The organism is Methylobacterium jeotgali (assembly GCF_022179345.1).
Classification (GTDB): domain Bacteria; phylum Pseudomonadota; class Alphaproteobacteria; order Rhizobiales; family Beijerinckiaceae; genus Methylobacterium; species Methylobacterium jeotgali.
Window position 1 is genome coordinate 53,000 of record NZ_BPQR01000003.1, and the last position, 14,531, is coordinate 67,530.

A 14,531-nucleotide genomic window follows, 5' to 3' on the forward strand; every position below is an offset into this window, starting at 1 on the left:
CTCACGGCGCGACCGGCTGCGGCAGCGTCCGCAGGTCGACGGGCGTCTCCGGGTCGATCTTGCCGACGAGGGCGGCCTCGAGGCCGTCTAGCGTGTCGAGCAGCCCGGCGGCCGCCAAGCGGATCGGCGGCCCCGCATCGGCGACGACGATCGGCTGGCGGTCGGCCGGGACGATCATTTCGGCATCCAGCGAGACGTGCCGTCCTTCTCGTCCTTCACGCTGGCACCGAGGGCGTCGAGCTCGGCCCGAAGGCGGTCGGACGATGCCCAATCCTTCGCGGCGCGGGCGAGGTGCCGCTGTTCCATCAGCGCCTCGATCCGTTCGAGGTCCAGCACGACCGTTCGGTGGGTGGAGGCGATCGTGACCGCATCGACGGCCTGCGAAACATCGAGATGCTGCACCGGCCGATAGCGGTCCCACGGGAACCCCATCCAAGTCAGGCTGGCCGCAAGCGCACCGTGGCGGCCCTCGCTGCGAAGATCGTGGAGCCGCGCGATGGCTCTCGGCGTGTTGAGGTCGTCGCGTAGAGCTTCGACGAATCCCTCGTCGGGGCCGTCGTCAGCCTCTGCCTGCCCGCATGCACGCCACCACCTTTCGAGAGACTTCTGGCTCTCCTCCAGTCCCTTCAGGGTCCAGTCGATCGGCTGGCGGTAGTGGGTGCGCAGCATGGCGAGCCGCACGGTCTCGCCGGGCCAGTCCTTCAGCACCTCGCGCAGGGTGACGAAGTTGCCGAGCGACTTCGACATCTTCTCCCCCTCGACCTGGAGGAAGCCGTTGTGGAGCCAGACATTGGCCATCACCGGCGTGCCGAAGCAGCAGCGGGACTGGGCGACCTCGTTCTCGTGGTGGGGGAAGATCAGGTCGAGGCCCCCGGCATGGATGTCGAAGGTCTCGCCGAGATGCTTCCACGACATCGCCGAGCACTCGATGTGCCAGCCGGGCCGCCCCGGCGCAGCGATGCCGGCGGGCGAGCGCCAGGCGGGCTCGCCCGGCTTCGAGGGCTTCCAGAGCACGAAGTCGAGGGGCGAGCGCTTGTAGGGCGCGACCTCGACGCGGGCGCCGGCCTCCATCTCGTCCAGCGGCCGCTTCGAGAGGGCGCCGTAATCGGGCATTGAGGGCACGTCGAACAGCACGTGGTCGGCGGCGACGTAGGCGTGGCCGGCGGCGATCAGGCTCTCGATCAGCGCGACCATCTCGGCGATGTGATCGGTGGCGCGGGGCTCGACGAAGCGGGGGGGCTCGCCGGCGACGTTCACGTCCTCGGGCATCAGCACGCCGAGCGCCCGCAGGTCCTCGTGGAAGCCTTCGAGCGTGCCGTCGGTCAGCTCGCGGATCGAGATGCCGCGCTCGGCGGCCCGCGCGTTGATCTTGTCGTCCACGTCCGTGACGTTGCGGGCGTAGACGACGTGCGCCGGCCCGTAGAGGTGCCGCAGCAGGCGGAACAGCAGGTCGAAGACGATGATCGGCCGGGCGTTCCCGATATGCGCGGCGTCGTAGATCGTCGGACCGCAGGCGTAGAGGCGCACACGCGACGGGTCGATCGGCGCGAAGGGGGCCTTCTCGCGGGTGAGCGTGTTGTAGAGACGCAACATCGCGGCCATGAAACCTGGGTCCGTTCCCTGGGCCGGGGTGGCGTCCCGCCCGGCTGTTGCCATGGGGCGACGGTGCCGGCCTGCGGCCTGCGCTACCCCAAATCCGCGCGCATTTCGAGGCAGCCGGTTCGCGGCGGCTTCGGCGCCGGTCGAAAGCCTTTGTTTACCGAACCGGCGGACCCTCGGCGCAAATCGACACGCGCTCCCAACGAAGGACGCCTCATGCGACTCTCGTCTGCCTGCCTCATCGCCCTGTGCACCCTCGCCGCCCCGGCGCTCTCCGCCGAGAGCGGGTCCCGCGCGCCCGTGGAGAAGACCTTCCTGATCCCCGCGAGCGAGGGCTACGGCGTCGGCGAGTGCCTGACGAGCCCCGGCAGCGAGTGCGGCCAGGTCGTGGCCGACGCCTGGTGCGAGGCGCAGGGCTTCGCCGCCGCCCAGTCCTTCGGCGTGGCCGCCCAGGACGAGTACACCGGCGCCATCACGCCGCCGCGCCTCTCCGCGCCCCCGAGCGAGCGCCCCCTGCGCGTGACCTGCCGGGACTGACCCAGCCCTCGCGAGCGCACCAGTGCCGATGGCACTACGCCTGAGAGGCGATCACTTCGTGAAGTCGCTGCATTTCTGCGGCGGCTCGGTGCCCCAGGGCATGAGAGGGACGGCCGAGGTCGAGTTCTTCGGCGAGCCCTGGATGACCTTGTCGGAATAGACCATGTAGATCAGCGCGTTGCGCTTGACGTCGCAGCCGCGCACGATCTGCATCGACTTGAAGATCAGCGAGCGGCGCTCGCTGAACACCACCTCGCCCTGCTTGAACTTGTCCTTGAAGCGCACCGGCCCGACCTGCCGGCAGGCGAGCGAGATGTCGGACACGTCCTCGGCCAGCCCGAGCGTGCCCTTGATGCCGCCCTTCTCCGGCAGCGTGTACCAGCAGGCGACGCCCTCCACCTCGGGATCGTCGATGCCGTAGACGACGAGCTTGTCGTTCGGGGTCAGCGGCCGCCAGACGGTGGACTTGTCGAAGATGCGGTCGGGGTCCTGCGCCCGGGCGGCCGGCGCCGTGCCGAGGACCGCCGCACCCAGCGCGAGCGCCACGCCGAGCCACCCGCCTGCGCCACGCCTGAGACCTCGAAGCCACAACATCGAACCATTCCTCCGCCAAGCTCGGCTGAGGCCCATTTAGGCATCCTGCCGCCACATCACGAGGGCCTTAATCTGCGTTAGTTTCCCTTCATGAGCCCGAAGCAGGCCGGCAGCGCATGAGCCGCGTCATTCCCAATATCGCCCACCGCCTCCTCCGTGCCGCCGTCCTGGCGCTCGGCGCCGGCCTCGCGCTCGCGGGGCCGGCCTCGGCCCAGAGTCCGGCGCCCTCCCCGAACCTGCTCGCCTGCCAGCGCTACAAGGCGGAGCTCGCGAGCGTGTCGGACACCGCGAGCGTCGCCCGCGCCCTCCAGAGCGAGGTCGGGCGGCTGGAGGCCTACTACCGCACGCTGAGCTGCGAGGGCGGGAAGTTCCTGTTCTTCGATACCCGCCCGCCCCAGTGCGGCGCCGTCGAGCAGCGCATCCGCGCGCTCAACGCCGGCTACGGCGCCGACAACGGCGAGGTCGCCGCCGCGCGCCGCCGCCAGCTTCAGGCGCAGGTCGCCTCCGCCTGCACGGGTGTCCAGGAGACGGCGGCCGGCCCGGCCTCCGAGTTCGCCCGCGGCGGCGCGCAGGTGATCTGCGTGCGCACCTGCGACGGCGCCTACTTCCCGATGCCGAACCTGCCCGAGGGCCGCTCCGGCGCCGACGAGATGTGCCACGCCCTCTGCCCCGGCACGGAGGCGGCGGCCTACTCGATGCCCCACGGCGACGGCGCCCTGAAACAGGCGGCCGCCGTCAAGGGCAACCGCTCCTACGCGTCCCTCGCCAACGCCTTCAAGTTCCAGAAGACCTTCGTGCCGAACTGCTCCTGCAAGAAGGAGGGCCAGACCTGGGCCCAGTCCCTCGTGAAGGCGGAGAGCATGCTCGTGCGCCACAAGGGCGACATCTTCGTTACCCCGCTCCAGGCGGAGGCGCTCTCGCGGCCGAAGGTGCGCCTGACCCTCGTCGGCCGGGCCGACAAGACCGCCGCCTCGCTCGCCGCCGACGCCGCCGTGCGGGCCGGCGACGCCCCCGCGCCCGAGGCTCCGAAGGCGGCCGAAGCCGGCGCGGAAGGGCAGCGCCCGAGCGTGCGGATCATCGCGCCGGGCATCGTGGCGACGCCGGTGCGCTGAGGGCGCGTCGGCACGTTTCAGGGGAACCATATCGTCCCGCTGGTGTTCGGTAGGCCCGAACGGAAACGCGAGACGATCCATGCGGAAGACCCGCCTGCTCCTCCTCACCGGCACGGTGCTGCCCGGATTCTTCCTGGCGCTGCCGGCACTTGGCTGGGAGACGGGCCGGATGCAGCTCGCGCAGGGCGGCCCTCCCGGCCTGGAGCGCGAGGGACCCGGCGCCGGGCGTCCCGATCGGGGCGGTCCGGATCGCGGCCCCCCGGCGGCCCGCGAGCGGCCGGAGCCGCGCGAACGACCCGAACCCCGCGAGCGGCCGGAGCCGCGCGAACGACCCGAACCCCGCGAGCGGCCCGAGCGTGCCGCACCTCCGCCGCAGCGCGAACGTCCCGAGCCCGCCGAGCGCGCTGCGCCGCCCCGCGAGGCGCCCGCCCCCCGTCAGGAGGCGCCCCGCCCCGCGCCCCAGCGCGAGCGTCCGGAGCCGGCCGAGCGGGCGGCGCCCCCCGCCGCGCGTGAGAGGGCCCCGGAGCGGCAGCCGCCCGCTCCTCCGCCCGCCGCTGCGCCCGAGCCGGCCCGCAAGGCGCCTCCCGCCGCCGAGCCGGCCCCCGAGCGCAAGCCGCAGGCCCCCGCGCCCGAGCCGAAGCGGGCGCCCCCGCCCGACGCCGCGAAACCCGCCGCGCCCGAGCCGGCCAAGCCTCAGCCCGCAGCTCCGGCCGAGAAGGCCGCGCCCAACCAGCAGCCGGGCGTTCCCGGAAAGCCCGTGCCCAGGCCCGAGGCCGCTCCGCCCGCCCCGCCCCCCGCCGCGAAGCAGGCCCCGCCTCCCGGCGCGGCTCCGGCACCGAACCAGCAGCCCGGCGTGCCGGGCCGTCCCGTCGAGCGTCCGGGCACCCCGCCGGCACCGAACGCCAACGAGGCGTACCCGAACAAGCTCCAGCAGCAGGGCCAGCCGACGCCGCCTCCCGCGCCGGGGCAGCCGCCGCAGGGCGTGGCCCCGAACGCCCAGCCCGGCGTTCCCGGCCGCCCGGTCGGCCCCGGCCAGCCCGGGCCGAACCAGGTCGCGCCAGGTCAGCCCGCACCGGGCGTGCAGCCCGGACTGCCGGCGGGCCGCGTCGACGACCGCGATGGCTTCAACCGTCCCGGGCGGCCGGGCTACGTCCCCGGCGGCTTCCGGACCGAGGACGAGGATGTCCGAAGCTACGATCAGGTCCGTCGCGACCGGCGGGAGTTCAACGAGGACGGGCGGACCTACATCCGCGAGCCCGGCCGCATCATCGTGCGCGACCGCGACGGCTACTTCATCCGCCACGACGAGAACGAGCGCTTCCGCGACCTCGACCGCCGGGCCTTCCGCAGCGAGCGCCGGGGTGGCGAGGTCTACACCTATCTCGACCGCCCGGGCGGCGAGCAGATCGTCACGGTCGTGGACGACGACGGTCGCCTGGTGCGCCGCAGCCGCCGCTTCCGCGACGGGCGCGAGGTGGTGATCATCGACAACGGCTACGGCGGCCCCCGCCGGCCGATCTACGAGGACGTGGTCGACCTGCCCCCGCCCGACATCCGCATCCCGCGCGAGCGCTACGTGGTCGAGTACGACCGCGCCGACGAGCGCGCGGTCTACGAGGCGCTCTCGGCGCCGCCGGTGGTGCCGATCGAGCGGCGCTACACCCTCGATCAGGTCCGCTACAGCCCGCAGCTGCGGGCCCGGATGCGCAGCGTCGACATTGACACGATCAACTTCGACACCGGTTCCTTCACGGTGACGCCGGATCAGGCGCAGCGGCTCTCGACCATCGCCGCGGCGATCAACCAGGCGGTGAAGGCGAACCCGCAGGAGGTGTTCCTGATCGAGGGCTACACCGACGCAGTCGGCAACGACGTCGACAACCTTTCGCTCTCCGACCGTCGGGCGCAGTCGGTGGCCACCGTGCTGACCCAGCAGTTCCAGGTGCCTCCGGAGAACCTCACCACCCAGGGCTACGGCGAGCAGTACCTGAAGGTGAACACCCAGAGCGCGTCGCGCGAGAACCGGCGCGTCACGGTCCGGCGCATCACCCCGCTGATCCAGCAGGGGCAGACCCAGAGCGCACCGCCCGCGCAGTGACGAAAGCGCGGCAACGGGCGCGGATCGTCACCGCTCCCGTCGCCGCCTCCGTTGACCCCTCCGGCCGCCGGGCGCATCCCCGGCGGCCTCTTCGTGTCGAGGACGGATCGGGATGGACGAACCGGGCGAGCGGCTCATCGAGGCTGGAACGCCGGTCTTCCGCCGCACGACGCTGGCGCTGTTCGCCGCCGGCTTCTCGACCTTCGCCGTGCTCTACGGCGTGCAGCCGCTGCTGCCGGTCTACGCGGAGGAGTTCGGCGTCTCGCCGGCCGAGAGCAGCCTCGCCCTGTCACTGCCCTGCGCGACGCTCGCCGTCTCGCTCCTCTTCGTCAGCCCGCTGTCCGAGGTCTGGGGCCGCAAGCCGGTGATGACGGTCTCGCTCTTCGCCTCCGCGATCCTGACCATCGTCGCGGCGCTGGTGCCGGACTGGCACGGGTTCCTGGTGCTGCGCGCGCTCACCGGCATCACCGCGAGCGGCCTGCCCGCCGTCGCCATGGCCTATCTCAGCGAGGAGATGCACGGGCGGGCGATTGGCCTGTCCATGGGGCTCCTCATCGGCGGCAACGCGCTGGGCGGCATGGTCGGGCGCCTGATCGCCGGCATCATCGCCGATTTCGGCTCCTGGCGAATCGGCATCGGGATCATCGGCGTGCTGGCGCTTCTCGCCGCCGTCACCTTCCGCTTCGCGCTGCCGCCCTCGCGGCGCTTCGTGGCCCACCGCATGCGCTGGCGCGAGGTGCCGGGGACCTTCACCCACCATTTCCGCGACGCGGGCCTGCCCTGGCTGTTCGCGGAGCCGTTCCTGCTGATGGGCGGCTTCGTGTGCATCTACAACTACATCGGCTTCCGCCTGCTGGAGCCGCCCTATTCCCTGAGCCAGGCGGTGATCGGCGCGATCTTCACCGTCTACCTGTTCGGAACGGCGAGCTCGGCCATCACGGGCGAGGTCGCGAGCCGCCTCGGGCGGCGGCGGGTGCTCTGGCTCGCCATCACCGCGGGCCTCGCCGGCCTCGCGCTGACGCTGGCCCAGAGCCTCGTCCTCGTGATCCTCGGCGTCGTCGTCATCACCATGAGCTTCTTCGGCGCCCATTCGGTGACGAGCAGCTGGGTCGGCCGCCGCGCCGTGACGGACCGGGCGCAGGCCTCGGCGCTCTATCTCTGCCTCTATTATCTCGGCTCTTCGATTCTCGGCACGGCGGGCGGCTGGGCCTACGACCACGGCGGCTGGACGGGCGTCGTCGGTTTCGTCGGAGGGCTCTACCTCGTCGCGCTGGCGATCGCGGTACGGCTCTCGCGCCTGCCGCCGCTGCCGGGTTGATCACGAACCGTTGACCTGAGCCGGGTGCGTCGCCATCTTGGCCGCACCCAAATGACAGAGGAAGCCCGGCGCGCCCCAAAGCGACTCCGGCTCAATGTTGCGCCGAAGTGCTCGAGCTTGCCGTTGCCGTCGCCCTCATCGCCCTGAACGGCGTGTTCGCGCTCTCCGAGCTCGCCGTGGTCTCCTCCCGGCGGGCACGGCTCACGGCGATGGCCGAGGCCCGCAAGTCCGGCGCCCTGGCCGCCCTCGCTCTCACCGAGAATCCGGGCCGCTTCCTCTCCACGGTCCAGATCGGCATCACCCTCATCGGCATCCTGTCGGGTGCCGTGTCCGGCGCGGCGCTCGGCGAGCGACTCGCCGGGGTGTTCCTCGATCTCGGCCTCGGCAAGGGCGTCGCCGAGACCTTAGGCTACGGCCTCGTCATCGGCGTCATCACCTACCTCTCGGTGATCATCGGCGAGCTGGTCCCGAAGCATCTGGCGCTGCGCAACCCGGAAGCGGTGGCCTGCCTCGTCGCGCCGGGGATGCGGCTGATCTCGCGGATCGCCCTGCCGGCGGTCTGGCTGCTCGACGCCTCGACGCGGGCGGTCTTCCGCCTGATCGGCCAGGAGACGGCGAGCGCCAGCGCCGTGACCGAGGAGGAGATCCGCACCCTGGTGGCGGAGGCCGAGACGGCCGGCGTCATCGAGACCGGCGAGCGCCAGATGATCGCCGGCGTGCTGCGCCTCGGCGACCGGGCGGTGCGCGGTGTCATGACCCCGCGCACCGACGTGCGCTGGATCGACCTCAGCCGCGACGAGGCCGACATCCGCGCCGCCCTCATCGACAGCCCGCACGCGCGGCTTCCCGTCGGCGAGGGCTCGCCGGACAACATGGTCGGCGTCGTGCAGGTGCGCGACCTCGTGCGGCCGCTGATGGCCGGCGAGCCCCTGAACCTGCCCCGCCACATCCGCAAGGTGCCGGTACTGCCCGACACCATCGACGCGCTCGCCGCGCTGGCCGCCCTTCAGGAGGCGGAGGTGCCGCTCGCGCTGATCCACGACGAGTACGGCCATTTCGACGGGCTGGTGACGCCCGCCGACATCCTCGACGCCATCGCCGGCGCCTTCCGATCCGAGGAAGCCGAGCCCGAGGCCGTGCAGCGCGCCGACGGCTCCTGGCTCATCGCCGGGTGGATGCCCGCCGACGAGATGGCCGACCAGCTCGGCATCCGCCTCGACCCGTCGCGCCACTACGAGACCGCCGCCGGCCTCGTCATCGACCGCCTCCAGAGGCTGCCGGAGACCGGAGAGAGCTGCGACATCGCCGGCTGGCGCTTCGAGGTGGTCGACCTCGACGGACGCCGCGTCGACAAGCTTCTGGTCTCGCGGATCGAGAGCGAGGAAGCTTAATTCTGATGCCTCCCGGCATCGAAGAGATCGATGCCGGGAGGTTCCGCGCATGGGCGCGGGCGCCCGGTCGGGCTTGTCTCGCGTCTCAAACCCTCTCGTTCGAAACGCGAGTCGGGGCTCAGGCCCGCTCGCCAGCGAGCCGCCGGGCCGCCCGCTCCCGCCCGATGAGCGGCAGCAGCGCCGAGAGGTCGGGCCCGTGGTCGAGGCCCGTCAGGGCGAGGCGCAGCGGCATGAACAGGGCGCGGCCCTTGGCGCCCGTCCACTCGCGGACCGCGTTCGTCCAGGCCTTCCAGGTCTCGCCGTCCCAGGGCTCCGGCGGCAGCAGCGCGCCGGCCGCCTCCGCCAGCGCCGGGTCGGCGATCGCCGGGTCGATCGGCCCGGCCACCACCGCCCACCACGGGGCGGCGTCGGAGACCTTCACAAGGTTCGCCCGCACGGCCCCCCAGAAGGTGTCGGCGAGGGCCTCCGGCACACCGATCTCAGCGAGGCGGCCGTGCACCGCCTCCGCCGGCATCTCGTGGACGAGGCGAGCATTGAGCGTGTCGAGCTCCGCGGGATCGAAGCGGGCCGGGGCGCGGGAGATGTGCGAGAGGTCGACGAGGCCGGCGAGCTCGTCGAGCCCCGCCAGCGGCCGCACCGCCTCGGCGGAACCGGTCAGCACGGCGAGCGAGCGGATCGCGGCGGGCTCGTAGCCGGCCTCACGCAGGGAGCGGAGGGCGAGGTGGCCGAGGCGCTTCGAGAGCCCCTCGCCGCCGGCATCGGTCAGCAGGTTGTGGTGCCCGAAGACGGGCACCGGGCTGCCGAGCGCCTCGAAGAGCTGCACCTGCACGCCGGTGTTGGTGACGTGGTCCTCGCCGCGGATGACGTGGGTGATCCCGGTCTCGGCGTCGTCCACCACGGAGGGCAGCGTGTAGAGGTAGCTGCCGTCCTCGCGGATCAGCACCGGATCGGAGAGGGATGCGCAGTCGACATGGGCCGGCCCGCGCACGAGGTCGTCCCATTCCACGGTGCGGTGGTCGAGAAGGAAGCGCCAGTGCGGCCGCCGCCCCTGCGCTTCGAGGGCGACGCGCTCCTCCGGAGTCAGAGACAGGGCCGCCCGGTCATAGACGGGAGGCAGGCCGCGCCCGAGCTGCCGGCGGCGGCGGCGCTCCAGCTCCTCCGGCGTCTCGTAGCAGGGGTAGAGGCGCCCCACGGCCCGCAGCCGCTCGGCCGCCGCGTCGTAGAGCGCGCCCCGGTCCGACTGGCGCAGGAACAGGTCCGGCTCGATCCCGAGCCAGGCGAGGTCCTCCCGCGCGGCGACGGCGAAGGCCTCCGTCGAGCGCTCCCGGTCGGTGTCGTCGAGGCGCAGCAGGAAGCGCCCGCCCCGCGCCCGCGCGAACAGGAAGTTGAGGAGCGCGGGCCGGGCGTTGCCGATATGCAGGTAGCCGGTCGGCGAGGGGGCGAAACGGACGAGCGGTGCCATGGCGCGTGTCCTAGCGCATCTTCGGGCGCGGTGCGGGAGATTTCCCCCGCGACACCTGCCCTTGACGGCGCCGCGTCGGCGGCCCTAGAAGGCCGGCGGTCCGGGTGCGTAGCTCAGCGGGAGAGCATTCGCTTCACACGCGAAGGGTCACAGGTTCGATCCCTGTCGCGCCCACCATTTACCTTCGGAAACCAAATCACCGTCCGGATGCGACATACCGGACGTGACGGCCGTCCCCTCCCCCGTGGTATACGATCGACAGCGAGGGCGCCCGGCGCCCGCGGCCGGGGGCACACGCGAAACCGATGAAGGTGCACGGCGACGGCCACGACATCCCGCCTCCGCCGCGCAAGCGTGGCTTCGTGCTCGTCGGGCTCCTGCTCGCCGGGCTCGGCGCCTGGGGCGGCTACGGCCACTGGCAGCGCAGCAGCCTCGCCGCGGAGACGCAGCGCAAGACCCGCGACTTCGTGCCGAGCCTGCGCACCGCCGCCGTGCAGCGGGTCGACGCGCCGATCGACCTGACGCTGCCCGGCGAGACCCAGGCCTTCGCCCGCGCCTCGATCTTCGCCCGCGCCACCGGCTACGTCGCCGAGCGGCGGGTCGACATCGGCAGCCGGGTCAAGGCCGGCGACGTGCTCATCCGCATCGCCGCGCCCGACCTCGACCAGGAGCTGGCCCAGGCGGAGGCGCGGATCGGCCAGCTCGACGCGCAGCTCCTCCAGGCCCGCGCCATGGTCGATCAGGCCCGCGCCAACGTGAACCTCGCCAACGTCACGAACAATCGCACCTCGACGCTCGCCGTGCAGGGCTGGGCCTCGCGCCAGAACGCCGACAACTCGCAGGCCGGGGTGCTGAGCCAGACGGCGAACCTCGCCTCGGCCGAGGCCGGGGTGAAGGTCGCCGAGGCCAACATCAAGGCGCAGCAGGCCACCGTCGACCGCCTCAAGGCGCTCACCGGCTTCAAGGAGGTCGTCGCCCCCTTCGACGGCGTCGTCACGACCCGCAGCGTCGAGGTCGGCGACCTCGTGCGCGCGGACGGCACGGGCACGCCGCTCCTCGGCATGGACCGGGACGACGTGCTGCGCATCAGCGTCAACGTCCCGCAATACGCCGCCGTCGGCGTGAAGCCGGGGGTCGAGGCGAGCATCAAGGTGCCGCAGCTGCCCGACCGCAGCTTCGGCGGCCGCGTGGCGCGCAGCTCCGTGGCCCTGCTCACCGCCTCCCGCACCCTCTCGACGCAGGTCGACGTCCCTAACCGCGACGGCGCCCTGCGGCCGGGCCTCTACGTCTACGTCACGCTGAAGATCCCGCGCTCGGAGCCCGCCATCGTGGTGCCGGCCGAGGCGCTGGTGTTCAACCAGACGGGCACCCAGGTCGCCGTCGCCCGCGACGACGGCAAGGCGGAGTGGCGCACCGTGCACGTGCGTCGCGACGAGGGCCGCACCATCGAGATCGACCAGGGGCTTTCCGGCGACGAGCGCATCGTGCTGAGCCCCCCCGCCGACCTGCGCGACGGGCAGCGCATCGAGCGCCGCCCGGACTCTCAGGACGGCAAGCCGATGCAGGCCGCCTCTCGCTGAAGGGGTGCGTCGGAGCCTCCGGGCCCGTCATGCGACAATAAGACCGTCTTAACCGCTGCCTTCGTAGGGTTGCAGGCTACGAGCGAGCGGCGCCGTTTCGATGCAGTGGGACCCAGTGAGATCGAGGGCGGAGCGCCCACCGGCACCGCCCCCTCGCGGTGCGATGACGATCCGCGGGCGCATCTTCGTCGCGTTCCTGGCCATGAGCGCCATCACCGGCGGTCTCGGCCTGTTCACGAACATCAGCATCCGCGAGACGGGAGACCTCGCCGAGCGCACCTACGACAAGTCCCTCATGGCGATCAACTACGCCCGCGCCGCGGCGGCCGACTTCGCCGAGATGCAGGCCGCCGTGGCCTACCGGGCGCTCGCCCGGGACGACGCGGAGATCGCCCGTCTCGACGCCGTCCTCGACCAGCTCGGCGCGCAGGTCTCGGAGGACCTTGGCGTCGCCGTGGAGCGCTCCCACACGGCCCGCAGCGCCGCAGCGGCCGAGCGGGTCCGGACCCGCCTGTCCGAATGGCAGGCCCTGCGCCGCCCGGAGAGCGCCGAGGCCGCCCCCGATTGGGCGGCTCTCGACCGTGCGGCCGGCAGGGTGCGCGAGGAGCTTCAGACCCTCGTCGATCAGACCGCCGGCGACGGCTTCACCTATCGCCAGAGCGTCCGCCGCGTCGTCGCCTACGAGCTTCAGGCCGGCGCCCTCGCCGCCAGCCTCGCCGTGATCCTGTCGGCCCTGGTCGCGTGGCTGCTTGCCCGCCGGATCATCGGCCCGGTCGCGGCGGCCTCGGCGGCGGCGGAGCGGATCGCGGAGGGACATCTCGACGATCCGATCCCCCAGGGCGGCCGCGACGAGATGGGCGCCCTTCTGCGCGCCATGTCGGCGATGCGCGACAACATCCGCACCAGCATGGAGCAGGAGGTCGCCCGCCGGCGCAGCGCGCAGGCCCTGCTCGGCGAGGCGCTGGAGAGCCTGCGCGAGGGCGTGGTGGTGCTCGACGCGAACGGCGCCGTGATTCTCGCCAACGCGCGGGCCGCGACCTTCCTCGGCGGGACGGAAGCTGAAGGGGGGCCGGGCAAGCCGCGCAAGGCGTCGCGCGGCATCGAACCCTCCCGCGTCCCGACCGAGGATGGCGAGGTGCGCCTGCCGGACGGGAGCTGGCTGCGGATCAGCCGGACGCCCACGCGCGCCGGAGGGCACGTCGCGATCCTGACGGACGTCACCGAGTTCAAGGAGCAGAACGAGCGGTTCAAGGCGGCGAACGTCACCCTTGATGCCGCCCTGGACAACATGAGCCAGGGGCTCTGCCTCTACGACGCCGACTATCGCCTGCGGGTGGTCAACCGCCGCTACGGCGAGATCTACAACCTGCCTCCCGGCACCCTGCGGCTCGGTATGCGGGCCGAGGATGTGCTGCAGTGCTGCGTGGACGCGGGCAACCATCCCGGACAAACCGTGGTCTCCCTCCTGCCCGACGCGAGCAGTCAAGGCGCGGAGACCTCCACCAGTATCCAGCACCTCGGCGACGGACGGGTCGTCGCCATCGAGAGCCGCAAGCTCTCCGACGGCGGGCTCGTCGCCACCTACGAGGACATCACCGAACGCCGCCACGCGGAGGCGAAGGTGGCCTTCCTGGCGGGCCACGACGCGCTCACCAACCTTCCGAACCGGACGATGCTCGCCGAGCGGATCGAGCAGGCCCTCTCCCAGGTCGCCCGCGAGGGCGGCTTCGCGCTGCTTCAGATCGATCTCGACGGCTTCAAGCGGGTCAACGACGCCTTCGGGCCGGCGGTCGGCGACGAGCTGATCTGCGCGGCGGGCAACCGCCTCCAGGCCTGCGCGCGGGAGATCGACACCGTGGCCCGCCTCGGCGCCGACGAGTTCGTGGTGCTCCAGCAGGGCGTGGAGCGGCCGGAGGATTGCGGCGTCCTCGCGAAGCGGATCATCGAGGTTCTCGGCGCGCCCTACAGCCTGTCGCAGGGACGCTGCGCCAGCGTCGGGATCACCCTCGGCATCTCCCTGGCGCCGGGCGACGGACCGTCCGGGGAACGCCTGCTCAAGAGCGCCGCCGTCGCCCTCGACCGCGCCAAGGCCGAGAGCCGCGGCAGCTTCCGTTTCTTCGAGGCGGACATGGACGCCCGCCTGCACGAGCGCCGCCGGCTGGAGCAGGACCTGCGCGACGCGGTCGAGGCGGAGGCCTTCGAGGTCCATTACCAGCCGATCTACGACTTCGGCACGGAGCGGATCGGCGGCTTCGAGGCGCTGCTGCGCTGGACGCATCCGGAGCGCGGCCGGGTGTCGCCCGCCGAGTTCATTCCCCTCGCCGAGGAGATCGGGCTCATCGCGCGCCTCGGCGAATGGGTGCTGCGCCAGGCCTGCGCCGAGGCCGCCGGCTGGCCCGACGATCTCAAGATCGCCGTCAACGTCTCCGCGGTGCAGTTCTCCTCCGCGACCCTCCCGACCGCGGTGCACGAGGCGCTCGCCCGCTCCGGGCTCCCCGGTCACCGGCTGGAGCTGGAGATCACCGAGTCGGTGCTCGTCGCCAATCCCCGCGCCACCACCGAGATCCTGCACGGGCTGAAGCGGCTCGGGGTGCGCGTCTCGATGGACGATTTCGGCACGGGCTACTCGTCGCTGAGCTACCTGCGCAGCTTCCCCTTCGACAAGATCAAGATCGACCAGGCCTTCGTGCGCGACCTCTGCGAGACGGACGGCTCCGGCTTCATCGTGCGCGCGGTGATCGGCCTCGGCGCCAGCCTCGGCATGACCACGACCGCCGAGGGCGTCGAGACCCGCGAGCAGCTGGAGCGCCTGCGCGACGAGGGCTGCGACGAGGCGCAGG

General features: G+C 72.4%; 11 protein-coding genes and 1 tRNA gene. 8 read left to right on the plus strand and 4 right to left on the minus strand.

Features of this window, described 5'->3' with window-relative positions; genetic code table 11:
* Position 1: 1 nt before the first annotated feature.
* Together MFF04_RS01290 and cysS are read right to left on the minus strand one after the other, a co-directional pair.
* Positions 2-178, minus strand: coding sequence for a hypothetical protein (locus MFF04_RS01290; protein ID WP_238273682.1), 177 nt, complete (start codon positions 176-178; stop codon positions 2-4).
* Positions 175-1,602 (minus strand): cysteine--tRNA ligase, encoded by a 1,428-nt coding sequence (gene cysS / locus MFF04_RS01295; RefSeq protein ID WP_238273683.1) that lies wholly within the window; start codon positions 1,600-1,602, stop codon positions 175-177. The genes MFF04_RS01290 and cysS overlap by 4 nt, the downstream gene beginning before the upstream one ends.
* Before the next feature lie 213 nt (positions 1,603-1,815).
* Between cysS and MFF04_RS01300 the strand changes: the two genes are divergently transcribed.
* On the plus strand, positions 1,816-2,136 hold the full coding sequence (locus MFF04_RS01300) for a hypothetical protein (RefSeq protein ID WP_238273684.1): 321 nt from the start codon (positions 1,816-1,818) through the stop codon (positions 2,134-2,136).
* A 51-nt stretch (positions 2,137-2,187) separates the two neighbouring features.
* Here the strand turns inward: MFF04_RS01300 and MFF04_RS01305 are convergent, their stop codons facing one another.
* Positions 2,188-2,730: a CreA family protein gene (locus MFF04_RS01305; protein WP_238273685.1), complete on the minus strand. Its 543-nt coding sequence runs from the start codon at positions 2,728-2,730 to the stop codon at positions 2,188-2,190.
* 116 nt (positions 2,731-2,846) lie between these two features.
* Here MFF04_RS01305 and MFF04_RS01310 point away from each other — a divergent pair, with 116 nt between their 5' ends.
* The 4 genes from MFF04_RS01310 (at position 2,847) to MFF04_RS01325 (ending at position 8,649) form a co-directional block, all read left to right on the plus strand.
* Positions 2,847-3,842: a DUF2865 domain-containing protein gene (locus MFF04_RS01310; protein ID WP_238273686.1), complete on the plus strand. Its 996-nt coding sequence runs from the start codon at positions 2,847-2,849 to the stop codon at positions 3,840-3,842.
* 79 nt (positions 3,843-3,921) lie between these two features.
* Entirely contained in the window at positions 3,922-5,940 is a 2,019-nt protein-coding gene (locus MFF04_RS01315; protein ID WP_238273687.1) for an OmpA family protein, read from the plus strand.
* A 112-nt stretch (positions 5,941-6,052) separates the two neighbouring features.
* On the plus strand, positions 6,053-7,258 hold the full coding sequence (locus tag MFF04_RS01320) for an MFS transporter (protein ID WP_238273688.1): 1,206 nt from the start codon (positions 6,053-6,055) through the stop codon (positions 7,256-7,258).
* A 107-nt stretch (positions 7,259-7,365) separates the two neighbouring features.
* Positions 7,366-8,649: a hemolysin family protein gene (locus MFF04_RS01325; RefSeq protein WP_238273689.1), complete on the plus strand. Its 1,284-nt coding sequence runs from the start codon at positions 7,366-7,368 to the stop codon at positions 8,647-8,649.
* 118 nt (positions 8,650-8,767) lie between these two features.
* Here the strand turns inward: MFF04_RS01325 and gltX are convergent, their stop codons facing one another.
* Positions 8,768-10,111 (minus strand): glutamate--tRNA ligase, encoded by a 1,344-nt coding sequence (gltX, locus tag MFF04_RS01330; protein ID WP_238273690.1) that lies wholly within the window; start codon positions 10,109-10,111, stop codon positions 8,768-8,770.
* A 102-nt stretch (positions 10,112-10,213) separates the two neighbouring features.
* On the opposite strand from gltX, the gene MFF04_RS01335 reads away from it, so the two are divergent.
* From MFF04_RS01335 to MFF04_RS01345, 3 genes are all read left to right on the plus strand, one after another.
* Positions 10,214-10,288, plus strand: a tRNA-Val gene (locus MFF04_RS01335).
* 128 nt (positions 10,289-10,416) lie between these two features.
* Positions 10,417-11,691: an efflux RND transporter periplasmic adaptor subunit gene (locus MFF04_RS01340; RefSeq protein WP_238273691.1), complete on the plus strand. Its 1,275-nt coding sequence runs from the start codon at positions 10,417-10,419 to the stop codon at positions 11,689-11,691.
* Positions 11,692-11,854: 163 nt separating this feature from the next.
* Positions 11,855-14,531: EAL domain-containing protein (locus tag MFF04_RS01345; RefSeq protein WP_238273692.1), on the plus strand; the 2,677-nt coding region annotated here is incomplete at its 3' end.

Coding starts and splice junctions, on each gene's coding strand:
- gltX (WP_238273690.1), bottom strand. CDS start 10,111: ATGGCACCGCTCGTCCGTTTCGCCCCCTCGCCGACCGGCTACCTGCAT.
- MFF04_RS01305 (WP_238273685.1), bottom strand. CDS start 2,730: ATGTTGTGGCTTCGAGGTCTCAGGCGTGGCGCAGGCGGGTGGCTCGGC.
- MFF04_RS01320 (WP_238273688.1), top strand. CDS start 6,053: ATGGACGAACCGGGCGAGCGGCTCATCGAGGCTGGAACGCCGGTCTTC.
- MFF04_RS01315 (WP_238273687.1), top strand. CDS start 3,922: ATGCGGAAGACCCGCCTGCTCCTCCTCACCGGCACGGTGCTGCCCGGA.
- MFF04_RS01340 (WP_238273691.1), top strand. CDS start 10,417: ATGAAGGTGCACGGCGACGGCCACGACATCCCGCCTCCGCCGCGCAAG.
- MFF04_RS01300 (WP_238273684.1), top strand. CDS start 1,816: ATGCGACTCTCGTCTGCCTGCCTCATCGCCCTGTGCACCCTCGCCGCC.
- cysS (WP_238273683.1), bottom strand. CDS start 1,602: ATGGCCGCGATGTTGCGTCTCTACAACACGCTCACCCGCGAGAAGGCC.
- MFF04_RS01290 (WP_238273682.1), bottom strand. CDS start 178: ATGATCGTCCCGGCCGACCGCCAGCCGATCGTCGTCGCCGATGCGGGG.
- MFF04_RS01310 (WP_238273686.1), top strand. CDS start 2,847: ATGAGCCGCGTCATTCCCAATATCGCCCACCGCCTCCTCCGTGCCGCC.